The 26,416-nt window shown below is 60.5% G+C and carries 18 protein-coding genes and 1 pseudogene; 16 read left to right on the top strand and 3 right to left on the bottom strand.

The genetic code is table 11. The features are described from left to right. Positions 1 to 18 precede the first annotated feature (18 nt). Positions 19 to 10,059, top strand: coding sequence for a LysM peptidoglycan-binding domain-containing protein (locus AO692_RS10275; protein ID WP_152979788.1), 10,041 nt, complete (start codon positions 19 to 21; stop codon positions 10,057 to 10,059). Positions 10,060 to 10,075: 16 nt separating this feature from the next. On the opposite strand, the gene AO692_RS10270 is transcribed toward AO692_RS10275, so the two are convergent. Both AO692_RS10270 and AO692_RS10265 read right to left on the bottom strand, forming a co-directional pair. After that, a complete protein-coding gene (locus tag AO692_RS10270) occupies positions 10,076 to 11,011 on the bottom strand; it encodes a LysR family transcriptional regulator (protein ID WP_244483309.1) in 936 nt (311 codons plus the stop codon). Between the two features lie 38 nt (positions 11,012 to 11,049). Then, positions 11,050 to 11,721, bottom strand: a complete 672-nt coding sequence (locus tag AO692_RS10265) for a L,D-transpeptidase (protein WP_244483308.1) — start codon at positions 11,719 to 11,721, stop codon at positions 11,050 to 11,052. Between the two features lie 189 nt (positions 11,722 to 11,910). On the opposite strand from AO692_RS10265, the gene AO692_RS10260 reads away from it, so the two are divergent. From AO692_RS10260 to AO692_RS10200, 13 genes and pseudogenes are all read left to right on the top strand, one after another. Next, complete coding sequence (locus AO692_RS10260) at positions 11,911 to 12,573, top strand: type III secretion protein (RefSeq protein WP_244483307.1); 663 nt, start codon at positions 11,911 to 11,913, stop codon at positions 12,571 to 12,573. Between the two features lie 56 nt (positions 12,574 to 12,629). After that, the gene (locus AO692_RS10255; protein WP_210168294.1) at positions 12,630 to 13,193 is read left to right on the top strand and encodes a hypothetical protein; all 564 of its coding nucleotides are present in this window, start codon (positions 12,630 to 12,632) and stop codon (positions 13,191 to 13,193) included. A gap of 9 nt (positions 13,194 to 13,202) precedes the next feature. Beyond that, on the top strand, positions 13,203 to 14,039 hold the full coding sequence (gene sctJ / locus AO692_RS10250; protein ID WP_244483306.1) for a type III secretion inner membrane ring lipoprotein SctJ: 837 nt from the start codon (positions 13,203 to 13,205) through the stop codon (positions 14,037 to 14,039). Then, the gene (locus tag AO692_RS10245) at positions 14,036 to 14,659 is read left to right on the top strand and encodes a SctK family type III secretion system sorting platform protein (RefSeq protein WP_054309957.1); all 624 of its coding nucleotides are present in this window, start codon (positions 14,036 to 14,038) and stop codon (positions 14,657 to 14,659) included. Before sctJ ends, AO692_RS10245 begins: the two co-directional genes overlap by 4 nt. A gap of 4 nt (positions 14,660 to 14,663) precedes the next feature. Then, positions 14,664 to 15,281 carry a type III secretion system stator protein SctL gene (gene sctL / locus AO692_RS10240; RefSeq protein WP_054309956.1) on the top strand — a complete coding sequence of 206 codons (618 nt, stop codon included), beginning with the start codon at positions 14,664 to 14,666 and terminating at the stop codon, positions 15,279 to 15,281. A 41-nt stretch (positions 15,282 to 15,322) separates the two neighbouring features. Continuing rightward, the gene (locus AO692_RS10235) at positions 15,323 to 16,627 is read left to right on the top strand and encodes a FliI/YscN family ATPase (RefSeq protein ID WP_054310031.1); all 1,305 of its coding nucleotides are present in this window, start codon (positions 15,323 to 15,325) and stop codon (positions 16,625 to 16,627) included. After that, positions 16,614 to 17,102 (top strand): hypothetical protein, encoded by a 489-nt coding sequence (locus tag AO692_RS10230; RefSeq protein WP_152979786.1) that lies wholly within the window; start codon positions 16,614 to 16,616, stop codon positions 17,100 to 17,102. The genes AO692_RS10235 and AO692_RS10230 overlap by 14 nt, the downstream gene beginning before the upstream one ends. Before the next feature lie 29 nt (positions 17,103 to 17,131). Further along, a complete protein-coding gene (gene sctQ / locus AO692_RS10225) occupies positions 17,132 to 18,223 on the top strand; it encodes a type III secretion system cytoplasmic ring protein SctQ (RefSeq protein WP_161808058.1) in 1,092 nt (363 codons plus the stop codon). Further along, positions 18,216 to 18,871, top strand: a pseudogene (gene sctR / locus AO692_RS10220) (type III secretion system export apparatus subunit SctR). Before sctQ ends, sctR begins: the two are co-directional and overlap by 8 nt. A 16-nt stretch (positions 18,872 to 18,887) precedes the next feature. Beyond that, complete coding sequence (locus AO692_RS10215; RefSeq protein WP_054309953.1) at positions 18,888 to 19,157, top strand: flagellar biosynthetic protein FliQ; 270 nt, start codon at positions 18,888 to 18,890, stop codon at positions 19,155 to 19,157. A 9-nt stretch (positions 19,158 to 19,166) separates the two neighbouring features. Continuing rightward, the gene (sctT, locus tag AO692_RS10210; RefSeq protein ID WP_054309952.1) at positions 19,167 to 19,982 is read left to right on the top strand and encodes a type III secretion system export apparatus subunit SctT; all 816 of its coding nucleotides are present in this window, start codon (positions 19,167 to 19,169) and stop codon (positions 19,980 to 19,982) included. A 130-nt stretch (positions 19,983 to 20,112) separates the two neighbouring features. Next, positions 20,113 to 20,934: a DUF1445 domain-containing protein gene (locus tag AO692_RS10205; RefSeq protein ID WP_054309951.1), complete on the top strand. Its 822-nt coding sequence runs from the start codon at positions 20,113 to 20,115 to the stop codon at positions 20,932 to 20,934. Positions 20,935 to 21,010: 76 nt separating this feature from the next. After that, a complete protein-coding gene (locus tag AO692_RS10200) occupies positions 21,011 to 22,786 on the top strand; it encodes an SLC13 family permease (RefSeq protein ID WP_054309950.1) in 1,776 nt (591 codons plus the stop codon). A gap of 116 nt (positions 22,787 to 22,902) precedes the next feature. Here the strand turns inward: AO692_RS10200 and AO692_RS10195 are convergent, their stop codons facing one another. Next, the gene (locus AO692_RS10195; protein WP_054309949.1) at positions 22,903 to 23,529 is read right to left on the bottom strand and encodes a dihydrofolate reductase family protein; all 627 of its coding nucleotides are present in this window, start codon (positions 23,527 to 23,529) and stop codon (positions 22,903 to 22,905) included. Positions 23,530 to 23,715: 186 nt separating this feature from the next. Between AO692_RS10195 and AO692_RS10190 the strand changes: the two genes are divergently transcribed. Together AO692_RS10190 and ligD are read left to right on the top strand one after the other, a co-directional pair. Beyond that, a complete protein-coding gene (locus AO692_RS10190; protein ID WP_054309948.1) occupies positions 23,716 to 23,952 on the top strand; it encodes a hypothetical protein in 237 nt (78 codons plus the stop codon). An 8-nt stretch (positions 23,953 to 23,960) separates the two neighbouring features. Beyond that, positions 23,961 to 26,411, top strand: a complete 2,451-nt coding sequence (gene ligD, locus AO692_RS10185; RefSeq protein ID WP_054309947.1) for a DNA ligase D — start codon at positions 23,961 to 23,963, stop codon at positions 26,409 to 26,411. Positions 26,412 to 26,416 lie beyond the last annotated feature (5 nt).

The raw sequence follows: 26,416 nt of genomic DNA, 5'->3' as shown, positions 1-26,416 counted from the left end.
ATTGCGGAGGTCGTTCACGTGGTCCGTCCGATTATGCCGAAGCTGAACCCGGCGCCGAGAGTCGACCCTAAAGCCAATGCTGCGCAGATCGCGCATCTGGAAGCCCAGGCTGCTCAGTTGAGGGAACAGATCAGGCTCGCCAACAAGATGGGCGAGCGTGAGTGGGCGACGACGGCACACAAGGAACTTTCTGAGATCACTGGCAAGCTCGACGCCTTGCAGCAACCCACAGCGGCGCCTGTGAACGGAAGCGTTCCCGCCAACGCCGGGACACCGAACAATGGCGGGGGCATTCAACCAGCGCTGTACACTCCACCAGCGACCTTGACCTTCGCTCCTGTCAAGTTGAACACCGGCACGCCCGACAAGGATTCCGCCACCGAGACAACCGCTCGCAGCATTGCCGACGATGTGGCGAAGGGCAAAACCATCGACAAGATCGCCACTGAACGAGGGATGAAACCCGAGGATGTTGTTGCGGCCATCAATGCGGGTAAAACCCTAGAAGTCACTGTCACCGCTCCGTCGAGCGACAACGGCAATACCCAAACGACGGTGATCAAGGACACCAGCGATCCCAACAACATAAAGACCACGACGAGCCGCGACAATCGCGATACGGGGGCCATAACGACCCGTTCGGAGGAAGCCGGCAGTCCCAGCAACACCGAACGAACCTTGCTGCCGAACGGCACCACCGTGGAAACGGTGACGTCGAAGGGCGGACCTTCCATTCCCAAGGTTACGGTAACGGCTTCCGACGGGAAAAAAACCGTTCTCGATCCTTCACAACGTCCTGGCGGCTCGACGACGGAAGGCATCCAGAAAGATCTCGCCGATGGCAAGAGTGTCGACCAAATCGCGCAGGACCGGCACCTGTCCAAGGAACAGGTGATCGCCGAATTGCAGGCGGCCGGCTATCAGGTCAAGAACACGGAGCCGCCACGCGGCAACGGCGTCCAGACGGTCGAGCTCGACAATCCGCATACCAAGGAAAAGACCGTCTATACCCACAACCGCCAGTCCGGCGAGCGCAAGGTGGTCACCACCAAGGGCGATACCGAGACCACCGTTGCGCGCGACGGCAACGGCAATACCACCACCATCAACCGCAACATCAAAACGAACGAGAAGACCGAAATCGTTGTAGACGCCAAGACCGGAACCGAGGTCAAAACCGTCACCGACAAGGATGGTCGGATCACCAAGACGACCACCGAAAAACTCAACGGTGGCAAGCCGATCGATTACGAAGTTAAACCGAACGATAACCTGACCATCATTGCCGAAGCGCACGGCGTTACGCTGGATGAGTTGAGGAAGACGAACCCCGAGCTTTTCGAAAAGCGCAATCCGAACATTATCAACTCCGGTGAAAAGATCAGGATCGAGAACGGGACGCGTGTCACCGTCGAAGTCACCGCCAACGGCTATACGCTGACCACCAAGCCGGATGGCAAGATAACGCTGCACAACAACAACACCGGCGCAAACCTCGATATCAAGAGTGGTACGGCGCAAGAGCCGTTGGCCGCGCTGCTCTTGTCGATCAACCCCGAAAGCAAGGACCCGAAGACAGCCAAGGCAGATACGGTCCTTAAAACCACTCTGGAAGGCATCCTCGGCGGAGCAAGCCCCGAGTTGCTCAAGGACGTCGCAGACAAGCAACAGGCGGTAAAGGAAGCGATCAAGAACTACGACGGCGGAAAACCCGGACAGCCCAAGCTCGATGGCTCCACCACGACCGTTGGCCCGTTTGGCGACCCGCCGAAGGAACCAACCAAATCCGGCGGCAAGTGGGTGCCGCTCATGGTCGACGGAAATTGGCAATGGTTCGATCCGGAAGTGGCAAAGGCGATCGCCGCGGAGAACGCGGCCGTTGCACGTCTCGGCGAGGCGCAGGCCAAGCCCGTTCAAAGCCAGGCGCAGCTGGACGTCTACGCGCTGGACCCTGCCTATAAGGAAGCCATGAACTCCGCCAAGTCGACGCTCGACAAGGCATTGGCCCCCTACGGTCTGGAATGGAAGGCACCGACCCCGAAAGGCACACTCGCCCAGGCGCAAGAGCGACTGACCCTCGCCAACGATGTGCTTGAAAAGGCCGCGACTGCCAAGACCGAATACGCGCAGGCCGAGAAAGACCTTCTCGCGGCCATCAGCAAACAGGCAACTTTGCCGGCTATCAACGACCCGAAACAGCCTGCAGCAGGCAATGTCGGCGGGCCGAGCAACGTGGAGATCAACCTAGACGCCAAAGCCAAACACTCGGAAGTCTCCAACCTCTTCATCCAATCAAGCTTGCACACCGCCAACGGTAACAAGGCTACCGTCGACCAGATGGTCAGTGCGACCGAATTGGAGTTGAAACTTACTGACGCCAAGCCGGGAAGCCCGGAACATACGGCGATTACGGAACGGCTCAACGGTCTAAAAACGCTGCAAAAGGCGGCGGGCAGCCAGGTGACCCTGGCTGAAGCCTATGCGCAGTACGGAGTTGCGCAAAAAGAGGGTGCGAATCTGGCCGTTCGTGTCGAGCCGATCAAGCAGCAAATCATCGCGCAGGCGAGGGAGAGGAATCCGCATCATTTCGACGAGAAAGGGTACACCAACGCCAAGGGCGAGTTCACCGGCAAGCTCCTGAAACAGGAGTTCAAGGAGGAAAATGGCCAGCTTTATATGGTCAATACCTACGAGAACGACAACTTTCTGGATGAAAACAACAACGACACCAACGTTCTGAAGGTTCAGCTAACCTACGATCTCAACGACGGGAAGATCAGGGATGATTTCCGCAACAACTCCCTGAACAAGCAGTACCAGGAAGTGATGTCGTCGACGCGGAGCACGCCGACTTCGGCGCCGGTTTGTACCCCGGGCGGCACGGGTTCAGTATCGGCGTTGGAGGCGGCCAAAGCCAAGATAATCGGCACACAGGTCGAGCTGCTTGATGCCGGGTTGAAAGATGCGAAGACCAAACTCGTCAACGCAGACACGGCTCTCGAGAAGGCGATTAAAGAACACGGCGGCGGTACCATTGAAGCACCCGCGGGCACGCTGAAGCCAGGCGAGCAACCGGTGAAGATCACGGTCAACGGTCGCGACATATGGGTCGCGCCGGAAGTCGCGGCGGCCTACGGAAAACAGGGGCCGAGTGCGATTGGCGACAGCGGCAAGGCTGTCCAGATCGAGATGAACGGCCAGAAGCTGTGGGTCCGTCCCGAAGTCGCCGCTGCCGAAATCGATCGTGGCAGGGCCGAGGATGAAAAGAAACAACTGGAGAAGTGGGAGACCGAGTCCCGGCCTGCGATGGTAGTGGCGCGTGACTGGTACAGCTTCTCGGCCGGCCACTTCAAACTTTTCGATGACGGCGGCATGGCGCAGCGTGAATCGAAACTCAAGAACGAATATTTCCAGGAGCACAGAGACAAAGCACTTGCCGGATATCAGGTCCAGTTCGAGAACCTCTACGACAAGGGATTCACCGGCGAATACAAGCAATATAAGGCCGATGAGCTGACCGGCGCCGTCGCAAAGACGCTCGGGCTCGACCCCTCCAGCGAGGGAGTCGAGAAAGTTACTGACGAGATCCATGATCGTGCCGGCGACGACGCCCAGGTGAAGATCGTTCCGATCTTCTCGCTGGACGGCGGGATGGAGTCTATGACGGCGCTGTTTGCCATCAAGGATGGTGGCGGCAAGGAAGTTGGCTACGTCGACACCTCCGGCAAATATTACAGCAGCTTCGATGAATTCCAGCACGAGAACCGCATCTTCAGCGACAAGGGCAAGCTGGTCATGGCGAAAGGCGGCAACATGTCGCTTGGCGCCGACGGAAAGTTCACGCTCGACGAGTTGGAGGTCGCCGACGGACGCAAGGTAGATTTCTTGGACAAGGCCACGGATATAGGCCTTGGCATCGTAGCGGGTGCCGCCACCATTGTGTCCTTCATCCCTGGTGGTCAGTGGGCAATACCGATCGCACTTACTTCCGGTGCGGCCCTTGGTGGCAAGACCCTGTACAAGGAAGGCGAGCACCTGCTGCAGGGCGGCGAATTCGACGGCCAGTCCGCGTGGAACATCGCGACCGGCGTCGTTTCATTCCTGCCAGTTGGCGCAGGTTCGTTGCGAACCATCGGACTGGCAAAGTCCAGTTCGTCCTTATCCACGTTCCAGGCTTTCAAGGGTGGATTTGGCATGACACGCATGGCCGATGCCAGCTGGGGCATCGGCAAATTCAAGGTGAATGTGCCCCAATCGTCCTATGCCGGCGAAGTGAGCAACTTCATGCAGAGTGGCAGCAGGCTCAATACTGCCGCCTGGGGCCTCGATGCCGCGGGCCTGACCACCGGCGTGCCGATACTGATGCGGTCTGTGGAGGACCTTGCACTGCACGGCGGTGAGATGTCGTTTGCCGAACTCGCCAATGCCATCGTGGGCATAGGCACAGGGGCCGTCGGCACTGGCCTCGGTGGCCGTGGACTGCTGAACAACATGCCCGGAGCATCAGGGCCACGTGGTGGCGACGGTCCCTCATCCGGCGACATACCGCCAATTGATACGCCGCCTCCGCCGCCTGCAGGCGACTCGGGTTCGGAGCCTCGGCCGCGCCACGTTTATGAAGCCGGTTCCGACGGCGTTTACAGGCCGACAGGCAGATATGTCATGCCGAGCCCGGATGAAATCGTCATCCAGGGCGAGGTGGTCAGTGAAAAGCTTGGCGGATCGGGGACCAACTTTGGCACTCGGAATGGTCCCGATGGCACGCCGGAAGGTACCAATCCCACCGGTCCGCGCGCTCTGCCGGCCGGACACGAACAGACCACTGGCGGTAAGAGCGATCCATCAGGTGACGGGGAGGCCCCTGTCGTGACGCCCGCCCGCGTCGCGGGCAGCCCCGTCAAGGGGAATGCCGGCAAGCCGAGCGACAGCGACCCCATCATCGTACCGGACAAGCCGGTCACGGGAGATGATCCCGTGCGTCTCGTTTGGGATCCGACGACACGTACCTTCACCGGCATGCGGGAAAGGGACACCAGCGGCTACGTGTACACCAGCGGCAAGGACGAAGGGACGCCGTCGGCCTATCTTGAAAAGGGACCCGATGGAGAGGTCTTGAAACTTACTCCTGAGCAATTGCTGGCTCGATACGAAAAGGAAAAAAGCTACTATTCGAGTCGCGAAATGGCCGAACGCTACGGACCGGATGGCGTCCAGGTACCGCGGACTCCCATCCGCGAGGTCTTGCCGGACTTTCGTGTCGGCGTGACATTCCGGGTGCGCCTCAACACCGGGCAGGCCTTCGACATCGGTTCGCCGACTCTGGCTGCCGTCGGTTTTGGTGTCGGTACCAAGACCGATTTCGGTCTCATCGGATGGTCTGTCGTCGACAGCTTCAGCCAACGCAGCATCACGCCGTTCAAGGATGCGTTGAGCACGCAGGGCGTCGTTTCCTACCGCGCTCGCGAATACAGGAATATCACCGCGCTGCAGGCCGGCGTCTGGCCGGTCTCGGAGCAGACGGCTCTGCCGGTCCGCGCCAAAGACCTGTCGAGAGAGGCAAGCGCGGGCATTTTCAGCGACAAGGCTGGCTATGACGCCAAGCCGTTGGATGCCGTCATTGTCGGAAAAACACCGGACGGCGAGGGCACGGTGATCGAGTTGACCTATTCCCCCTCGCTCAAGGGAACAAAGGCTACGCTCAAGCCCGGCCAGCATGATTTCTTTGGCGTGCCTGCCGAAAACAAGGCCGGCCATGTCGAATTGGAAGGCGCGCTGCCCTTCGATCGCGTCATGACGGAGACCAAGGCTGGCCTGCGGCTGCCGATCGTCGCCAACCATGTCGACGCGATCGACGCACTTCCACGCGTGGGCGTAGAGATGCGTCCGGAGTTGCCTGTCAAGGATACGCTGCAGCCAGGCGATGTCGTCTCCAAACAGACCTACGACCAGATCCAGTCCAGTCTCGGCTCGACGGTCCTGAAGGTCCAGTTCGTGGTCAAGGATCCGGCGAAAGCTGCCGAGGTTGTTGCAGCGGTTGGGCAGGGCAACGGCATTCGGTCGATCCGCGACTTGGTCGGGGCCGGCCAAATCGATCCGTCCAACACGGTGTTATACGCCGACGAACCGACGATCAGCGGATTGCGGCTCTCTGCCGTTCCGGGCAAGACGCCGAGCACCGACATCGTTCTTCTGACCGGAGAGAAGGTGCGCGTCCTCAATCCCGAAGCGATGCTGGTCGATGTCATCTTCAACGATCGCAATGGATTGCCAGGCGTACTCGGCACGAACCCGGACAAGATCACGACGTCACTGACCTACAAGGTGAAGTCGACAGTCAAATCATGGCTCCCGGCTCGCTTCCAGTCCGATGGCGCCCCGCAGTCGCGCTACATGCCGAACGCGGGCAATATCTACAAGAACCTCTATGGGGCGGACGGCACGCCGGCGACGCGCTACACCGCCTCGCTTTCGACGCCGCCGCTGCCTGGAGGAGCGTTCGCATACAGCGCTGAAGTCAGGGTTCAGTTCAAGTCGAAGGCACCCACGGCCGCGCGCTCCATCGCGAAGGACGAAACGGCCCAGGTGACATTCAAAACATCCGATGGGCAAAGCGAGGGACTGTCTGTTCCGGCCTGGATTGCGCGCGCTGTCGAGCCTTCGCGCGATGGCGCCGCCACTGGCATCCCGAAGGGTGGAGAGAAGTCCCTCGATCAGTTCCTCGCTCAACTGGAAACGACGGCGCGGCCCGATCAACTGGCGGCGATAGCGCAGTTCCGTAGCGAATTCGGCTCCGCGATCGTCGATGGCGGCTTCATGCGCCAGAACGTCGCCGACGGCGTCATGACGCTGCTCTCGTCGCAAGTCGGGCGCCGCAACAGTGGACCGATGCAGATCAGGGACGAGAATGGGCACTTCGTCACGGCAACCCGCTTCGGGCCGCTGCCAAAGAGTGCCGAGAGCGTCTATGTGCCGTCGGCGGATGGTCCGCAGGCTCGCGGCGACGAACCCGACTTGATGCACAAGTCGCATATCTTCTTCCGCGATCCGGAAACAGGCGAGGCCTATGTCCTGCCCTGGACGCGCGGCGCTTCGGAGGACCATGTTCCGGGTGGCACAGGAAAGCCGGACGACGGGGCTATACCCGCGGGCGAGAAGGCAGTGGAGGCCGCGCCCGTCAGGAAGGCGCTGGAGGCGGCACCGCCGACCACTTTCTCGTTGCAGCAGATCCGCAACATGCGGCAGCCGGAGAAATGGAAGGCCGGTGAGGTCTACACCCGCGAACTCAACGGCTCGCTCGGCGAGGCACATTTCCCTGTCCAGGCCAATCCAACCGGGCCGCACCCCGTCTTCGGCGAAGGTGGTCGTTATGTGGATGCGCCTGTTTTCAAGAGCAAGAATGACATCGAGGCAATCGAGGTCAAAACGTATCACCGCTGGACTACCATCAACGGCGTCGCGCAGATGCGCGAGGTTCCTTTGACGCCGAAACTTCAGGAACAGATCAATAAGGACGTTGCGCTGCACAACGAGAATCCGAAATATCAGCCACGCTGGGTTTTCCTGGATGCGCCGCCTTCCGCGGAACTCCAGGGAGCGCTGGATCAGGCGGGAATCATCGGCAACATCTTCGGCCACAACAAGCCGGCAGCGGTCAAAGCGCCTCGAACCATCGCGCTCAAAGACAAGGACGGCGAGGTCATCGTTGCCGCTATGCTGGGAACCGACCCCAGAGGGCCGGAACAGGTCTACATACCGCCGTCCGACGGACCGCGACTGGCGGCGGATGCCCCTGAGACAGCCACCAAGACGCATATCCTGGTCTACGACCCCGACAGTGGCGAACCGACTGTCCTTCCCTGGATACGCGGTGCATCTGAAGGTCATGTGCCGGATGGCGCTCCGCCACCGAACCCCGACGAGGCGACGCCGGCCCAAGGACCGCAGGCCGCTTCGAACAACGGGGCGCTTACCCGAGACGGTGTCAGAGCGATCCCGCTTGACCAGGTCCAGAATCTCAACATGGGAGATTTCCAGTCGAAGCAGATCCCATGGTTGAAGCGTGAACAGGTGGCAGAGTTCACGGAGCCACAGTTCCAAGACATGGATCAGGCTGGCTTGCTTCCGTACCTGACCAAAAGCCAGTTGCGGGGAATTCCGAAATCGAAGACGGGTTTCGTGAATATCGCGGGCCTCGACGCGAGGCAGATCCCGTGGGTAACCAAGGGCCAGGTCAGCAACATGACCGGACAGCAGTTCGTGGATCTCGGCACCGCCGGCCTTACGCGCTACCTGATCAAGCCACAGGTGCAGGCGATTAAGGGAGACAAGATCGAATTCGTGGACGTGTCGACACTGGAGGGCCGACAGATTCCTTGGTTCAAGCCAGGCCAGGTCGCGAAATTCACGTCGCCGCAATTCGAGAAACTGGGAGAAGTGGGGCTGTTAAAGCACCTTGGCGAACGCCAGGTCCAGGCGGTTCCCGAGACGATGGTCGGCTCCCTGGACATGACGAAATTCGATCCGCGTCAGGTGCCATGGCTGACCGACAAGCAAATTCCGGTGCTGACCCGCGATCAGTGGGGTGATTTCACCATTCATCACACCGAAGCATTGACGCAGCCGCAGATAGAAGCGGTGACCCGCAAGCAGTTCGAGGAAATGAGCCCTGGTCAGTTCCGGAAGTTCACCCTCGAGCAGTTCGAGTGGATGGGCGTTGACCAGACCAATGGGCTCTCGGTCCTGCAACTGACGACGTTCCGGGCGACCCACAAGAAGTCGATGACGGCGGACCAGCGGGTCCTTGTCGACGGTGCTCTGGCCTATGCACGAACCAAGGAATATCAGGCTGCTCTCGATACCTTCGGCGCGATGGCCAGCACGTCCTACACGTTGTGGAGCACGTTGCCACCGACCTGGACCGCGACGGCTGGAGCTGTCTCATTCGGCGTGCGCGGCCTGGTTTTCGGGGCGCAGGCCGTGTTCCCCAACGCGACCGCGGCCCACAAGCCATTCGGACGGTTCCTCAATGCGCTGGGCGGAGCCACATTCATTGCCGCAGCGCCGGGCGCAGCGACAGGCGTGGTGCAGGGCAAGGATCTTATCGTCAACAGCACTTTCACGCTGGGCAATGTCGTCTATGGCACCAAGTCGATGCTGCAGTCCTTCACCGGCAGGCCGGTGATCCGTAACCTGGCCGAATATCTGGCCGGTCCGGGATATGTGCTGGGCTGCGCCGTCTATACGGTGAACTCATGGCCAGCGCCGATCGCCACGGTGGCAGGAGCGATGTTCACCTTCGGCTGCGCCGAATTCTGGGCGTCGGCGATCAGGACAGATCGCGTCAACAGCCGTTCGGTGCCACGCACTGATGCCGATATCGCTGCGGCGGAAAAATCCGACAAGAAATGGGCCGCGTGGGACCGGTGGACCCTTGGCATCACCTTCGGCGTCGGCATGCTGCTCTTCTCGATTGACGCTCTGCTTGGCGAACCGTGGAAAGCCGCGAAACCCGTTCCGGTGCCCGAACCGAAAAAGCCGGACGACAAATCTGGTGCGGACGGAACGCAGCCCAATGACGGCACGGACAAGCCAGATCCGGAAACGAAACCGGATGACTTCCCGCAACTCGTCGTTCTCGCCGATGATGGCCTGAACCTGCGCACTGGCCCCGATGGCGACTCGACCGTCGTCACGGTTCTGCAGCCCGGCACCTTCATTGAGCAGACTGACAAGCCATCGACCGATGGTTCAGGAAAGGTCTGGCTTCCGGTCGAAGGTTACGGGCCAGACGGGAAGGCTCATCATGGCTGGGTTTCCGCAGACCTTGTGGAGCCTCATCCCGGCGGTTCCAGCAATCCCGATGGCCGCACCAATCCCAAGCTGGAGCAGAACGGCTACCGGTGGGTGGAAGTGAAGAACGGCGACAGCATCCGGCTCATCGCAACGGCCAATTCTGCCGATGTGGCCGATACGGTGGTGCTCAACATGGATCATATCTTGAGCCCCGACGTAGTCTTTGCCGGGGACCGCATCTATCTGCCGAGCGTCGCGGTGGGTTGATCGAGACCGGTTGTAATTATTGGGTTCGCGCTCTGCCGGCGCTGACCGCATAGGAATGGGCAGTGCAGGCTGCCAGCTGGGCAGCCTGCTCCGCCAGCGGATTGGACGGTTCGGACGAGTAGGAGGCCGTGAATTCCAGCTCGGACGGATGCCAATCACAATCGACGATGCGCAATTTCCCAGCCATCGTATGCTCCAGGACGACATCGTGCGGGAGCGAAGCGATGCCAATTCCGCTCATCGCCATCTTAAGCGCGGCCGCGATCGAATTGGCGGGAAAGATGCGCGGCATCTCTTCAAGATCGCGGCTGAACTTTCGGTAGATCTCGGTATATGGGCGCGTGGTGCGGGCATAGCTGATGACGGGGAAGCGGGTCAGCTCGCACAAAGTCAACTTTCGGCCCTTCGGAAGCTCTAGATTTGGAGCGCAGACCCAGACGAGTGGGAAGGGCGGCATATTGATGTTCTCGATCGCATATTCCGAGACCGGACCCATAAGAAACGCAAGATCGATGCGGTGAGACATCAGCTCGCTGCGCAACGTTGCCGATGAATCGACGAGGATGTCGGCATCGACGAGTGGACAGTTAGCCTGCAATTGCTTGAGAAAATCGGGCAACCATGTGTGGACGATGGTTTCGGACACGCCAAGTCGCAGCACGCCGGTGGTTTCCGAGAGCGATTTGGCCGTCAGTTGCAGCCGTTCGGCTACTTTCAGCACGCTCTGCGCAGACGGAAGCAACTGCTGTCCCTGCACGGTCAGGCGCACAGTGCTGGCCTGACGTTCGAACAGCTTGGCACCCAGCGCCTCCTCGAGACCAGCAATGCGCGTGGACACTGCGGGCTGGGTGGTGTTCAGCCGTTCTGCGGCTTTGCGGAAACTGCCAAAGGCGGCAACCAGAAGAAATGTCTCTAATTGCTTGATATTAAAGGGGATCATTGTGTCATTCAAACATTTCTCTGCTGCTGAAAAGTATTTTTAGCGAGGCTTCATTGCCTCACGATAACCTGGGCTCCAACTTGCACACGGGTGTAAAGATCGATGACGTCTTCATTGGTCAGGCGGATGCATCCCGAGGAATTCGCCTTGCCTACAGTCCAAGGCTGGTTCGTACCATGGATACGGTAGAGTGTATTGCCGATGTAAAGGGCCCTTGCACCGAGGGGATTGTTCGGACCGCCGGCAACATGAACAGGTAGCGATTTTCCGGTAGCGGCGACGCGGCTGCGCATCTCCTGCGGCGGCCGCCAGTCCGGCCACTCTTTCTTGTCCGAGATATTGTCGCGGCCCGCCCACTCGAAGCCTTCCTTGCCGACGCCGATGGCATAGCGAAGCGCCTTGCCGTTGCCGAGCACATAGTAGAGTCGCCGCTCGCCGGTGTTGACGATGACCGAGCCGGCAGGCTGTGCATCGTTGAAACTCACGACCTGCTTCGGAATGGGCGACCATGACGGAGGCGGACCTTCGTCCTCCGCGGGCTCATCAGCCTGGCCGAGCGACGATGGCGGGATTACCGCATTGGTGGCCTCATCATAAGCCCAACTGCGTGGATCGTAGCCTGAATTGGTCTGCGCGTCGGTCGGGGTCGCCGTGACTGCGAAGGCCGCAAACAGTGCGGACAGATACAATCGTGTCGTCATCGAGATATCCGTTGTGGTCACGATCACCATCCCGTGATCACGATTGAAGCGCACCATATCGCTTTCATGAGTGTGCGCAACATTTGGAACTGATTTTGCATTCGCAATCCAATTGGACTTCCCATTTCAGCATGTGCGCGATAGAGTGAATCGGCGGGTGAATGTTGCATGGCCAGCTTGGCGAAAAGCCGGTCTTTCTCGATAGGATCAATGTTGACGGGACTTGTTTCCTGCAATTCGGATCGACTGTCTTTCACCGCCGCTGCTTTGAAATCAGCCGGTGTCGCAGGCCTTTGCATCCTCGGCATTTCGACCCTTTCCGTATCGGCAGCTGAGCCGCGCTGGCCGGACGGCCCGTATAAATACATCACGGTCGACCAGTCGGTGCGCGATGCGCTGATCGAACTGGGGCGCAACATGGGTGTGACCGTGCGGGTCAGCGATCAGGTGAAGGGGCGCTTGAGCGGCACGATGCCGGTTGGCACCGCAAAGACATTTCTCGATGAGCTGTGCAATCGCTACGGCCTTGTCTGGCATTTCGATGGCCTTGTGCTGAACGTCGCGACTGAAGCCGAAGTTCGCAATGAGGCGATCCCGCTCGATGCCAACGCCGCTGCCGGAGCAGAGGAAAAACTCACCCGGCTTGGTGTGATCGATCCGCGCTTTTCACTGAAGGTCTCGCAGCAGGACGATGTGGTCCAGGTGGCCGGTCCACCATCCTACATCGACCTGGTCAAGAAGACGCTCGGCATCTCGAACCACACGAAACAAAGCACACAAAAGGCTGTTCCGGTTAGAGTTTTTCGGGGCAGGCAGGCGGAATCCCAGGTCTTTCCCGCCGAAAAGCCGAAACAGGGGCAGGAGGCACGCTGATGCAAGTTGCACCAATCGGAGCGCTGGAAGTCGCGCTTTCAAACATGTCCACCGGGATGGCGTTGCAGCAGCAGGTGGCGGCCGGCTCGGCCACACAGCCCGGCAATGGCACGAATGCAGCCGACCCGAAATCGCAAGTCCTCAATGCGAAGAAACCCGAGCAAACGAGCGCTGCTACCGGTGCCAGCCAGCAGGTGGCACAGGATGCTCCACAGACCGCCCCTTCCACCGCTGCGCAGCGGCAAAACCTGGACCCTGTCGATGCGACAAGCGAGCACAAGCTGTTCGAATATCTGACACAGGTAGAAAAATCTGGAGGCGGTCAGGCTTCCGATACATCCGCTCTTCTGGGCTCGGCCGTGAAATCATTGGAAGGGACGATGCAGAAGGTGCAGGCGGCCCTCAAAGAGGCCGGCGTCCAGTCGGATGCCAGGACGAATGGCAATCAGGATGTGGCTGGTGCCACGGAAGGTGAGGAAACCAGTTCGCCGGCCCAAAATGCCGAACAGCTTCTCAACCGTTCGATCTCGGTCATGTGGGCCGCAGCCAATCTCGAAGTGGTGACCAGCAGCGTGACCGCCGTCACGTCATCCACGAGCACCCTCATCAAGCAGCAATAGGCACTCGCAGTGGTGGGGAAGCTGATATCGTCGCTGTTGCGCCCGTTCGCGCCGCTTCATTTCGGACGGTGGCTGCGTGCGATGCTGGCCGTGTCGGCCATGCTCGTGTTGCAAGCCTGTTCCGTCGAACTCTATTCCGGCCTCAACCAGCGTCAGGCCAACGAGATTGTCGCCACCTTGATCCGTCACGGCATTCCGGCTCAGCGCGAGGCCGGCAAGGACGGAACAATGACGGTCTTCGTCGAGAAGGATCGTTTTGCCGAGGCGATGGCGATCCTCGATGAAAGCGGGCTGCCGAAGCAGGAATTCCAGACGCTCGGCGAGGTCTTCAAGCGCAGCGGCATCGTCTCGTCGCCGGCCGAAGAGCGGGCGACCATGATCTACGGTCTCAGCCAGGAGCTCTCGCGCACGATATCCGAGATCGATGGGGTGCTGTCGGCACGGGTTCATCTGGTGCTGCCCGAAAACGATCCGCTGAAGCAGGGGCTGGTGCCGTCTTCGGCATCGGTTTTCATCCGTCATCGGGCTTCGGTTTCGATGAACGAACTGATCCCGCAGGTGAAGATGCTTGTGGCCAAGGGTGTCGCCGGATTGACCTATGACAACGTGTCTGTGACGCTCGTACCGGTGGCGGCAACGCCAGAACCGGCGACCGGCGAGGCAGGCTTTACGTCGTTCCTGGGACTGTGGCTACACCCCGACAGCGTGGCGGCCGCGCAGTGGCTGTTCTACGGGCTGGTGGCGGTCATCGCGGTTCTTGCAGGATGGTTGGCCTATTTGCGCTGGTACCGGCGACCGAGCGTCTATGCGCTTGAGGTGCCGGCGGTGCCGGTGAAGAAGGCATGACACAGTTGGCCGGCCAAGAGGAAGCCGTCCATTCGGACTGGCAGGAATTCTGGTCGAATCCCGCCGGCTATGCCGATGCGGGATGGCTGTCCGACTGTTTCGACGGCAAGGTCGGATTCGAGGCATGCGAGCGCATGCTGGAGACACCTCGCTTGCAGCCGAGACTGTCGAAACTCCTCGCCGAACGTCACGAATTGACGACCGACGATCCGCCTCAGCCGCCCGATCACATCGACCGGCAGATCGCGCTTGTTTCCGGTGAGGACCTCGAAAGACTGGCATTGCGGGCCGGCGCCATCTATTGGGCGAACAGCCTCGCCGCTGTTATCGATGGGCGTCAGGCTGGCGCCATCCAGACCGCCCTGGGGCCCGAGCTTTGTGCATTTGCGGTGGCCAACAGGGACATTTCCGGTCCAGTCAGACCGTTGGAGCCGCTGGATGGCTTGAGCGGCCGGATCTTTGCCGATGGCTTGAACTGCCTTGAATCGTGGCTACAGGACATGCCGCCTCAACTCGGCAAACGGGTGCGATTGAGACTGGCGAACGGACTGCCCGGCCTTGGCGACGCCACGCAGGTCGCGGAGCTCGGCGCACGCATCCTGCGCCGTGCCATGGAATAGCAAGATGGCAAGCGCGGACGCCACCCAGACCAGATTGCCGCGTCCGCGTGCGCGCATTGTGCGTGCGGATGAGGTGCGCGCGTGGCAGGACGGCTACACGTTTATCGAAGAGGCCAAGGCGGAAGCGCAGAAGCTGAACGACGCAGCCAGGCGTGCCTACGCAGCCGAGTACGCGCAGGGCTACAAGGACGGCAAGGCACAGGGCGAAATCGATGCCGCGCGTCTTGTCACCGACACATCCGCCAAGGTCGACCACTATCTGGTGGGCCTTGAGGCAGAGGTAGCCGGTCTTGCACTCGATGTGGTACGCCGCGTGCTTGGGCAATTCGATGTCGGAACCTTGGTCGCCAAGGCGGCGAGGCAAGCTATTTCCGAAGTCCGACGCGCCAAATATCTGAAGTTTCGCGTGCATCCGCAGAATGTCGCCAGGCTGCGCGACGAATTGAACGTCGCCTTGCAGGACAGCGATCTCGGCATGTCGGTGGAAATCGACGCCGACGAGACGCTGGGGCCCGAGGCCTGCATTCTCTCGACTGATATGGCCGTGATCGACGCTGGCATCGAAGCGCAGCTTGCGGCTATCGCCGCGGCGATAGCCAACAAATCGCGGGAGGCTCCGTGACAGGAGAGCGTGCAGCACTCGAAGACCGTTTGGCTTCGATCATGCCCGGCTTGCGTTCCGGGCTGAGCGATGATGCGAGCCGACCGAAAAAGGGGCGCGTGCGGCGTGTCGTCGGCACTGTCATCCACGCCTCTGTCGAAGAGGCCAGGATTGGCGAGATCTGCGAATTGATCGACCGGAGAACGGGCCGAACCATGAAAGCGGAAGTGGTCGGTCTGCTGGAAGAGGCCGCCATTCTGGTGCCGCTCGGTGATCTGACGGGCCTGTCCGGCATGACCGAGGTCGTTCCCACTCGGAAGGACCAGCAGGTGCCGGTGGGGCCTGGCTTGCTGGGCAGGGTCATCAACGCGCTCGGCGAACCGCTCGATGGCAAGGAATTGGCACTGGATGGTGCTTATCCCGTTCATGCCTACCCGCCATCACCGCTGCAGCGCCGACTTATATCGGAGCCGATCCAGCTGGGCATCCGCGCTATCGACGGTTTGCTGACTTGCGCCAGAGGGCAGCGTATCGGCATTTTCGGGGAGCCCGGCGTTGGCAAGTCGATCCTGTTGTCGAATATCGTCACCGCCACCGATGCCGATGTCGCCGTCGTTGCCCTTGTCGGCGAGCGCGGGCGCGAGGTTCGCGAATTCGTCGAGCGGCAGCTTGGAGCGGAAGGGTTGGCGCGTGCCGTTGTTGTCGTGGCGACATCCGATCGTCCGGCCATCGAGCGTGTCAAGGCGGCCTATGTCGCCACAACCATCGCCGAATATTTCCGCGACCAGGGCAAGCATGTATTGCTCGCCATGGACAACATCACCCGTTTTGCCCGAGCCCAGCGCGAGATCGGATTGGCGTCAGGCGAACCACCGACACGCCGTGGCTTTCCATCGTCGCTCTTTGCTGCATTGCCGCGTCTGCTTGAGCGATCCGGCCCAGGAGCGGTCGGCTCCATTACCGGCCTCTACAGTGTTCTTCTGGAGGGCGATGGAACCTTCGATCCCGTAGCCGAGGAAGTGCAGGCCCTGCTTGACGGTCACATTTTCCTGTCCAGCGAGCTTGCGCAACGCAACCATTTTCCAGCGGTCGACGTGCTGCGCAGCCGTAGCCGGCTCATGGAGACGGTCGCGCCCGTTCAGCACCGGGAGGATGCCGCACGTCTCAGGAAATTGCTCGCGCGCTACGCCGACATCGAATTGCTGGTGCAGGTTGGCGAGTACAAGGCCGGCAGCGATCCGCTGGCTGACGAGGCCATCACCAAGATCGACGCCATCAATGTTTTCCTGCAGCAGGCCTCGATCGCGAGCGAAAGCATGGAGGGAACGCGTCAGCGCATGAGGGAGATCGCCGGTGAACAAAAATGACATGATCGCCCAGTTGCGGAAGCTCAGGAAACGCCGTGAGGAGCATGCGCGTGAGGTCGTTGCCGTTCATAAAGCTGGCGTCAGCGAAGCCAGACAAGATGTTGATACAAAATCGAAAGCGCTCGCCGACCACACGCGACAGGCGGTGGAGGAACAGAACGCGGTGGTCTCAGGACTTGTCGATCGCGTCGTGAGGGCCTCCGAATTCCATTTGGCGCAGAGCCGGTACGAGGCGTCATCCGCCAAAGCCGGGCAGATCAAGGCTCAAAATGAGGCGGCTTTGCTTGTCCAGAAGCAACGCGAGGCCGGGTTGGCGGCCGCGCAGCAACAGCATCTGCAAAGCAGGAAAGCTCTGATGAAAGTGGAAAGGCTGACGGATCGGCTTGAGAAGCGAATGGCCCCACGCCGCGCTGCTGCGGCCGAACTCCTCGACGAGGAAGGGCGTTCGCATGCCACTTTTCCGCACAAGCAATGAGCTTCGATGATCGTGCAGGTGGCAGTTCGATGTCTCGAGCCCTGACGCCAGCGAAAGTCGCAACGCGGCGTAAATCTGCTCGCCGGCGATTCAACGGTGCATCGGTTGCCGATGTCCTGGAGCTGGAAGCAATTCCGCCGGATCATGTAGCGGCACTGAACACGTTTTACAGGAATCGTCTTCCGGCCGAGATAACGTTCGCCGGACAGCCCGCGAAGATCGCCACGACCTGGCATGCTGCTCGAGCCGACGACCGGCCATCCTGTTCGCTGCGCGTAAGACTTGGAGATCGTTCCGCCGAGCTCTGTGTGCCGCTTTCCCTGATCGAGCAATTGCTGGCGACAGTGGACAAGACGGCCAGGCTGGAAAACCTTCCGCCTCGGCACGCGGCTCTCGTGCTGGAAGCTGCCATTGCCGACGAACTCGACCGGCTCGAAGTCCAACTGCAGGCGCCGATAGAGCTCGCGGCCATTGAGAAGAAAAAATCTTCAGCCGGAATGCCATCCTTCGGATTTGTCCTGTCCGCGGGCGGGCAACAGATGCATTGCACGCTGCGACTGGACGATGGCGCACTGCTTGCAAGATTGGGCACGCTGCTCGACACAGCCAGTTCCGGCGAACCTTCATTGCCGGCGGCATTTCCTTTGCCGGTTCGCCTGTGGCGCGACGTTCTCACCCTCAGTCTGGGCGAGGTGAGGGGGTTGCTGCAGGGAGACGTCGTGCTGCTCGCCGAGCAGGCAGCAGCGGTGCTGGTCATCGGCGACCGTCTGATCGCCCCTGCAGGCATGACGTCGTCAGGGCCTCAGCTGCTTGCCGCGCCAGTCGCAATTGCCGGATCGAAATGGGAGTGGACGATGGGTCAGGATACTGCAGCCGCAGGACAGGCGCTGGACGATGCAACGCTTGAGGATCTGCCGGTTGCGCTCGCTTTCGAGGTCGGGCGCAAGGCAATGCCGCTTGGTGAGATCAGGCAACTGACGGCCGGCGCCATCGTGCAGTTGGATACGACCGGACAGGCCGTGGACATCCTCGCCAACGGCAAACGGGTCGGGCAGGGTGAAATGGTCAGGATCGGCGAAAGCCTTGGCGTGCGGGTCATCCGCATGTTCGATAATGCTTGAAGCGTCGCCCAATCTCCTCGGCATTCTGATCGCGGTCGGCTTTGTCGGACTGCTGCCGCTCGCGGTCGTCACCATGACCGGTTTTCTCAAGATCTCGGTGGTGCTGTTTCTCATCCGCAACGCGCTTGGTGTGCAGCAGATGCCGCCGAACCTCGTGCTTTACGGAATTGCACTGGTTTTGACCGTCTATGTCACCACGCCGCTGATCAGCGAAATGGGAACAAGGCTGCAGGAAGGGCAGGTTCAATTCCAGACGACCGATGACCTGGCCCGGGCCGCGCAAATCGTGAAACAGCCGTTGCAGCAACATCTGATCAAGTTCACACACCCGCGCGAACGCCAGTTCTTTCTCGACGGAACCACGCGCGCCTGTGGCCAGAGCAGGCGCGTCAGAACGTCAAGGATGATGACCTTTCCATCCTGGTTCCGGCCTTTGTCGCCTCGGAGCTCACCCGCGCATTCGAGATCGGCTTCCTGCTCTACATTCCCTTCCTGATCATCGACATCGTCGTCGCCAACATCCTGATGACGCTCGGCATGATCATGGTTTCACCGGTGCTGATCTCGATCCCGCTGAAACTGTTGCTTTTCGTTGCCATAGACGGCTGGTCGCGGCTGATGCACGGCCTCATCCTCAGTTACAGCTGAAGCAGAGGCGGTAAGCGTGAACAGCGATTTCATCCTCGCGAAAGTCCAGAATGCGCTGATAACGATACTGCTCGCCTCCAGTCCGGCCATCATCGCAGCGTTGGCAGTCGGGCTTCTGGTGGGGCTTGCCCAGGCGCTGACGCAGATCCAGGATCAGTCGCTGCCGCAGACGATCAAGCTGGTCGTGATCCTCGTGGTCATCATCATTGTCGGCCCGCTGATTGCCCAGCAGATCGCTGAACAGGCTTCGGCGGTATTTGACGAATTTCCCTCCGCGACCCGCTGAGGCCGCACCATGCAGGTCGAACCGCTCTTCGCATCGCTCAGGGACCTGCAACTCTACCTTCTGGCGGGAGCCTTCGTGTTGGCGCGCCTGGGGGGCTTCATGCTGATGATGCCGCTGTTCTCGCGTGTTCCTTTGTCGGGGCTATTGCGCAACGGGGTTGCGCTTGCGCTAGCGGTTCCGATCCTGCCGATGCTCATGCACACGCTGGCGGGCCAGCAGATCGCCGGCGCGATGATCGTTGTCTACATCCTCAAGGAACTCCTGGTTGGCATTGCCCTTGGATTGGCGATGGGCGTGCCGTTCTGGGCTGCTGAAGCAGCAGGCGACATCCTCGATCTGCAGCGCGGTTCGAGCATGGGAAGCTTGATCGACCCGATGATGACGCATGAAACCAGCGCAACCGGAACGCTGCTTGCCATCGTCATGATCGCCATCTATCTCGCGGCAGGCGGGCTGGAGCTGTCGTTGAACGCCGTCTACGACAGCTATGGACTCTGGCCGGTCGGGCAGTTGACGCCGGTATTCAGCAGGGACGCCGCCGGGATTTTCCTGGAACTGTTGAACCAGCTGCTGAAAATGGCGCTGACGCTGGTATTTCCGCTTATTGTCAGCATGTTGCTGTCCGATATCGTGCTTGCTTTCCTGGCCCGCGCCTCGCCGCATTTCAACGTCTTCAGCTTGTCGCTGATCGTAAAGACCTTTGTCTTCAGCTTCGTCTTCGTTCTCTACGCCGCTTTTCTCCTCTCCTACATGAGCCGCGATCTCGGCTTTCTGCATGAAGCGATACGGCAGATCAAATTGCTCAGCTGTTCGGAATGCCGGTGAGGTCGAACTGCGTCGGCCAATAAATACAATTTATTGTCAGGAGAAAATTCTGGTGATTTGACAAGCGGTGCCGCCGACTTCGATTTTACCGGTTCCTGAAAAGTCTAAGCAACGCGGACTGCTTCGAAGCATGGGACCTCAGACCAGTTCAATTGTCGAAGATTTGCGTCTGGTCGAGCCTGGCCGGTTGCGCCGGCTGGTCAGGACCGGAGCCTACAAGGGGGCTACCGGCGGCTTGGCCCGCGGCAAGTTGCAGGCGAATGTGGTGATCGTGCCGCAGCGTTTCGCCGCCGATTTTCACAAATTCTGCCTAGCCAATCCCAAGGCGTGCCCGCTGGTCGGGCTCGGTCGCGCCGGCAGTCCCTTTGTTCCTGCGCTGGGTAACATCGACATCCGCACGGATGCGTCGCAGTACAGTATCTACTGCTACGGCGAGTTCGTGCATCGCACCTCCCATATCGTTGATCTGTGGCGTCAGGATTTCTCCGCTTTCGCGCTCGGCAGTTCATTGAGTTTCGAGCCTGCGTTGATGGAGAAGGGCGTCGGCCTGCACGGCCGTGTCAGCGGGACGGTGCCGAAGTACCGCACCCAGATCAGAAGCCGCGCGTTCGGTCCCTTCGGCGGCAATCTGGTCGTCGCAATGCGTGCCATCAAGCGCTGCGACGTCGACAAGGTCCGGGCGATTACCGCGCGCTTTCCGAACGCCCATGGTTCGCCCTTTCATGTTGGGGACCCTTCCATCATCGGCATTGCCGATCTCGGCCGTCCAGATTGGGGAGAGGCGGTCGATGTCGGGGAGGGGGAAGTCCCCGTATTCTGGGCAAGCAGCGTGACGGCCCAGGAAGCTCTCGTGCATGCGGAGCTGGCAATCGCAATCACCGCTTCTCCTGGTCACCTCCTGATCACCGATGTGGACGCGATGGTCTGCGAAGGCATTGCCAGAGTTGCCTAGACGAACTCCCGGCGGAACCAGCAGCCGCTTGAGCAAGGACGTTGACAAATGAGCCCGGAGAAGGAACGTCCTCTCCATGGCAATCAATCAGCTCCTCTCCATTGCCGTCATCATCTTGATGATGGTGGCCTTCGTTTGGGGACGCCTGCGTTACGATCTCGTCGCCTGCATTGCGTTGATCATTGCGCTTGCGGTCGGCGTCGTCCCTTACGACCACGCGTTTTCAGGCTTTAGCGACGACATCGTCATCATTGTGGGAAGTGCATTGCTGGTCAGCGCCGGCGTGGCCCGCTCCGGGGTCATGGAATTCGCGATCCAGCGCTTCGCACCCAATGTGACGAGCATTCGGGCGCAATTGGTGCTGCTGGTTGTCGTCGTCACGATCCTGTCGGCTTTCGTTAAAAACATCGGTGCGCTGGCAATCATGATCCCGATTGCCTTTCAGTTCGCTCGAAAGTCCAACAGCTCGCCGTCTGTCTTTCTGATGCCGATGGCCTTCGGTTCGCTGCTCGGCGGCCTGATGACGCAGATCGGCACCTCGCCCAACGTCGTGGTGTCGCGCATTCGCGAGGAGATCACCGGCACTTCCTTCACCATGTTCGACTTCACTCCGGTGGGAGCGGCGCTCGCTGCCGCGGGCATCGTCTTTTTGTCATTGTTCTACTGGCTTGTGCCGGTTCGTGTTCGCGAAACCGGCTCCGTTCAGGATGCGCTGGATGTCAACAACTACGTCACCGAGGCATTGGTCGTGTCCAGTTCTACGGTGAACGAAAAAACTGTCGCCGAGTTGATGAATTACGCAGGCGGCGAGGTGGTGGTTACGTCGATCCTGCGCTCGCGCACGTTCCACATCGCACCCTTGCCGGACGCGAAGCTGCGTCAAGGCGACATCGTCCTGCTCGAAGGCTCGCCGGAAGCGCTCGACCGCGTCGTCGCCCAGGCCAAGCTCGATCTGACCGACGGCCGCCAGGCTTCCGAAGAAGGCAGTAGTGAAGCCTACATGACAGTCGAAGCGGTTCTGGGGGAAAGTTCGCCTTTGATCGGCTGGTCCGCTCAACGGCTGGCGCTCTACGACCGGTACAAGATCAATCTGTTGGCCGTCAGCCGCACAGGCGAACGTATCAGCGAACGTCTTGGAACACTTACGCTGCGATTGGGCGACGTGCTGCTGCTGCAGGGCAATCGGACACGGTTGCCGGATATCCTGCGTGAGCTCGGTGCGCTGCCGCTCGCGGAACGACCGATCCTGCTCGGCAGCGTGCGGGGCGGCAGTATACCGATCCTGATCCTGGCCGCGGCAATGCTTGCCACGACCACGGGATTGGTTCCCATCCCGGTCGCCTTCTTCACTGCGGCGGTCGCCATGGTGCTCTTCCGCGTGGTTCCGATACGCGACATCTACAACGCCATCGACGGTCCGATCCTTGTCATGCTCGCCGCATTGATCCCTGTCTCGGACTCACTGCGGCGCAGCGGCGCGACCGACGTGATCGCGATGTGGTTGGCCGAAATAGGTTCGAAATTGCCGCCGGCAGGCGCGTTGGGGCTCATTCTCGTTGTCGCGATGGCGGTCACCCCATTTCTCAACAACGCAGCAACAGTGTTGGTGGTGGCGCCAGTGGCTGCGGGTTTCGCAACATCTCTTGGCTATCATCCGGAAGCGTTTCTCATGGCTGTCGCCATTGGTGCCGGCTGTGACTTCCTGACCCCGATCGGTCATCAATGCAACACGCTCGTGATGGGGCCGGGCGGCTACCGGTTCAGCGATTATCCCCGTCTCGGCCTTCCGCTCTCCATTCTGGTGATAGCGGTAGCGGTTCCGATGCTGATGCTGGTCTGGCCGCTACGATAAACCTGAAGATCGACGCCGTGTAGGGAAACCCGCTCACTCTCACGGACAAGTTTTTCCGTTTCAGTTCGACGTCTGCATATCCTCACGGCAGCCGGGACAGTGCATTCTTTCGCGGATTAACGCCATGCTGCAGACGCGTCGTAGGTCACGAATGCCGGTGCGTCAGCCCTTTGGTAGACATGCACGGCCAAGCCGCCCGGCGTCGCATCGACACTGAGCAGCTTGAAGCCCGCAGGCATGGCGCCGTCCAGGAACAGCTTGCGGCCTTGCCCCAGAACAACCGGAGCGACCACAAGCCGGAATTCGTCGATCAATCCTGCAGCCAGCAGCGAATGGGCCAGGCGTCCACTACCGTGGATCTGGAGTTCTCGCCCGGGCTTTTCTTTCAACCCGGCGACCCGGCCAGCTATATCTCCCGACAGGATCGTTGCAGGCGCCCAGGGCGCATCTTTCAAAGAATTTGATGTAACATATTTCGGCAAGCCATTCATCTTGCTAGCGATTGGATCATTTGGATCGTCCATCTTCGGCCAATCGCGCGCGAAACTTTCATACGTCCGGCGGCCGAACAGGAACGCATCCGCATTTCCCACCCAGGCCGTGACGGTCTGCATGAAGTTCTGCTCCAAATAGGGAACGAACCAGCCGCCTCGCGTAAAACCATCGGTCGTGTCCTCATCCGGCGCTCCTGGACCTTGGCACACGCCGTCGAGCGACAGGAATTCCATCAAGACCAGCTTCATATCGAGCCCCTGTTTTCATGTGATTGCGCATGTAGTCGTGCGCTTTGATAATCAGTTATCCAAAAGGCTAACTAATGGAGGAAATCACTTAGCGCAAGGGCTAACTATAAACCACCGAAACCAACCCCGGTTGATCGCGGCGTCACAATGGAAGATAGTCTCTGACGCAAGCAGCGGAGCAGGCCTATGAGCACGCCCACGTCTCGCCAGGTCAAGCAGCGCAAGGCGGTTGCCGAAGCGCTCGGCCGTCATAAGATCTTCGTCAGTTCCCGCCGCTTCAAAGCTGGCGAGGAACCGACCTATCGTGTCATCGTCGCCAACGAAGCCTATCTCGTCGGGCAGCGCACGCTCGATGAGCTCTACAAAGGCTATCGTCCCGCAGAACTCGGCCTAGAGCCCCTGCACGAGGAAGCAGGCGAATAAGCGCTTCCATGGCGGGTTCCCCCAAGCTCCAGTCCTACCGCGCCAAGCGCAATTTCGCGAAGACGCCTGAACCCTCGGGTTTGGTAACCCAGCACGAAGGCAACCGCTTCGTCGTGCACAAGCATCATGCCACCGCGGATCATTATGACCTGCGCCTGGAGATCGACGGCGTGCTGAAGAGCTGGGCAGTGCCGAGGGGGCCGTCGCTCAATCCCGCCGACAAGCGGCTCGCCGTCCAGACCGAAGATCATCCGCTCGACTATATCGACTTCGAAGGGCTCATTCCCGAGGGAGAGTATGGCGGCGGCCCGATGATCGTGTGGGATACTGGCATCTGGGCGCCGATGGAGGATATCGAGACCTCCCTGGAAAAAGGTGCCTTCAAATTCCGCCTGTCGGGCGAGAAGCTCAAAGGCGGCTGGATGCTGGCCAGACTGAAGGCCAAGGAGGATGACAACAAGGTCAACTGGCTGCTGTTCAAGGAGCGCGATCAGGCCGCCGATACCAAGGTCGATATCCTCGCCAAGCGCCCGGAAAGCGTGAAGTCGGGGCGCCGTATCGAAGAGCTGGTCGAGAAACCGAAGCCGATCAAGAAGGCCGTTGCGCCGAAGCCCGCCAAGGTCAAGGGCGCCGTGCAGGGGCCGATGCCGGCCCGCCTCGAACCGCAGCTCGCCACCGTCGTTGCCACCCCGCCTTCGGGCGAAAGCTGGCTGCACGAAATCAAGTTCGACGGTTATCGCACGGCGGCACATGTGAACGAGGGAACCGTCACCTTCATTACCCGCAGCGGCCTCGACTGGTCGAAGCGTTATGGTCGTCTGAAGACGGCTTTCGAGACGCTACCCTGCGCCAGCGCCATCATCGATGGCGAAATCGTCGTCACCGACGACAAGGGCATCAGCCGCTTTTCCGCGCTCCAGGATGCGCTGGCCGCCGGCGAAACCCACAAGCTTACCTTCTATGCCTTCGACCTGCTTTATCTCGACGGCTGGAACCTGACCGACGTTGCGCTGGAAAAACGCAAGGAGCTGCTTGCGCAACTGCTCGGCGGCGTCACGGCAAAAAGCGCTCTGCAGCTCAGCGATCATGTGGCCTCCGACGGCGACGCGCTCTACGAGCAGGCATCGGAGCTTGGCCTTGAAGGAATCGTCTCCAAGCAGGCTTCGTCGACATATGCGCCCGGCCGTTCCAAGAGCTGGGCGAAAGTAAAGGCGCGCGCCGTCGGCGATTTCGTCATCGCCGGCTACACGGTCTCCGAAGCGGCCGAGGGCCTGGCGGCGCTGGCGCTCGCCGAATGGGTCGACGGCGAGCTGGAATACCGCGGCAAATGCGGCTCGGGTTTCGATGCCGAAACACTGCCCATGCTGCTTTCACGCCTGCAGCCACTGCAGGCCGACGCAGTCAGGCTGGAGGGCATGCCGCGCGAGGTCATCGCAGTCCGCCCGGTGCTGACGGCCCATGTCCACTATGCCAACCGAACCGCCGACAACGCGCTGCGCCATGCCGTCTTCAAGGGCCTGCGCGAGGCCGAGCTTTCGGCTCGCACCGCCGCACCGCGCAAGCGGCTGATTTCCGACGCCGATCTCGCCGGCATCTTCGTTACCAACCCGACACGCCGCATCTTCGGCAAGACCGGGCCGACCAAGCTCGACATCGCCGTCTATTATGCCGCCGTCGGCGATTTCATGCTGCCGCACATCCTCGGCCGCCCAGTGTCGCTGGTGCGCTGCCCGACCGGCAAGCCAGCGGATTGTTTCTTCCAGCGTCACGCCTTCACCGGCATGCCTGCAACCATGGTATCGTTCGAGACGCAGAATTTCGATGGTGAAGCCCGCAGCTACATCGCTGTCGAGGATGCCAAGGCCTATCTTGCATTGGCGCAGTTCGGCGTCGTCGAATTCCACACCTGGGGCGCGCATCGCCTCAGCATCGACAAGCCTGACCGCGCCGTCTTCGACCTCGACCCGGGCGAAGGCATCGGCTGGCGCGAGGTCGTCGAGGCCGCCGTCCATGTGCGCGGCGAGCTGGAAGGCATCGGTTTGGTGCCGTTCGTCAAGACGTCCGGCGGCAAGGGCATCCATGTCGTGGTGCCGGTCAAGAAGAAACTCGGCTGGCGGCAGTTCCATCAAGCCTGCAGCGATATCTCGTCCCGCATCGCCGCCACTGCACCCGAAACCTTCACCACCACCATGGGCGCGGAGAACCGCCGCAAGCGCATTTTCATCGACTTCCATCGCAATGCGCGCAGCCATACGGCGGCGGCCCCTTACACGCTGCGCGGGCGTCCGAACATGCCGGCTTCGACGCCGCTGGAATGGAATGATCTGGAATCCATCGACGCTGCGGAGGATTTGAACTATTCTTCGCTCCCAGGCCTGTTGGCCGCATCTGGTGATCCCTGGGCGGATATGGATGATTTTGCCAGGGAATTGCCGGCGCCTGCCAAGGCGAAAAGGTAGTGTGT

Origin of the sequence: Mesorhizobium sp. 1M-11, assembly GCF_001303895.1 — a bacterium.
In the GTDB taxonomy this organism is placed as follows: domain Bacteria; phylum Pseudomonadota; class Alphaproteobacteria; order Rhizobiales; family Rhizobiaceae; genus Mesorhizobium.
The sequence above is the reverse complement of the archived record's forward strand: the minus strand, read 5'-3'. Positions and strand labels throughout refer to the sequence as shown.

Bases quoted from the DNA above. Each gene is read 5' to 3' on its own strand.
- AO692_RS10260 (WP_244483307.1), top strand. From the start codon at position 11,911: ATGTTGACGGGACTTGTTTCCTGCAATTCGGATCGACTGTCTTTCACC.
- AO692_RS10255 (WP_210168294.1), top strand. From the start codon at position 12,630: ATGGCGTTGCAGCAGCAGGTGGCGGCCGGCTCGGCCACACAGCCCGGC.
- AO692_RS10245 (WP_054309957.1), top strand. From the start codon at position 14,036: ATGACACAGTTGGCCGGCCAAGAGGAAGCCGTCCATTCGGACTGGCAG.
- sctL (WP_054309956.1), top strand. From the start codon at position 14,664: ATGGCAAGCGCGGACGCCACCCAGACCAGATTGCCGCGTCCGCGTGCG.
- AO692_RS10235 (WP_054310031.1), top strand. From the start codon at position 15,323: ATGCCCGGCTTGCGTTCCGGGCTGAGCGATGATGCGAGCCGACCGAAA.
- sctQ (WP_161808058.1), top strand. From the start codon at position 17,132: ATGTCTCGAGCCCTGACGCCAGCGAAAGTCGCAACGCGGCGTAAATCT.
- sctT (WP_054309952.1), top strand. From the start codon at position 19,167: ATGCAGGTCGAACCGCTCTTCGCATCGCTCAGGGACCTGCAACTCTAC.
- AO692_RS10205 (WP_054309951.1), top strand. From the start codon at position 20,113: ATGGGACCTCAGACCAGTTCAATTGTCGAAGATTTGCGTCTGGTCGAG.
- AO692_RS10200 (WP_054309950.1), top strand. From the start codon at position 21,011: ATGGCAATCAATCAGCTCCTCTCCATTGCCGTCATCATCTTGATGATG.
- AO692_RS10195 (WP_054309949.1), bottom strand. From the start codon at position 23,529: ATGAAGCTGGTCTTGATGGAATTCCTGTCGCTCGACGGCGTGTGCCAA.
- AO692_RS10190 (WP_054309948.1), top strand. From the start codon at position 23,716: ATGAGCACGCCCACGTCTCGCCAGGTCAAGCAGCGCAAGGCGGTTGCC.
- ligD (WP_054309947.1), top strand. From the start codon at position 23,961: ATGGCGGGTTCCCCCAAGCTCCAGTCCTACCGCGCCAAGCGCAATTTC.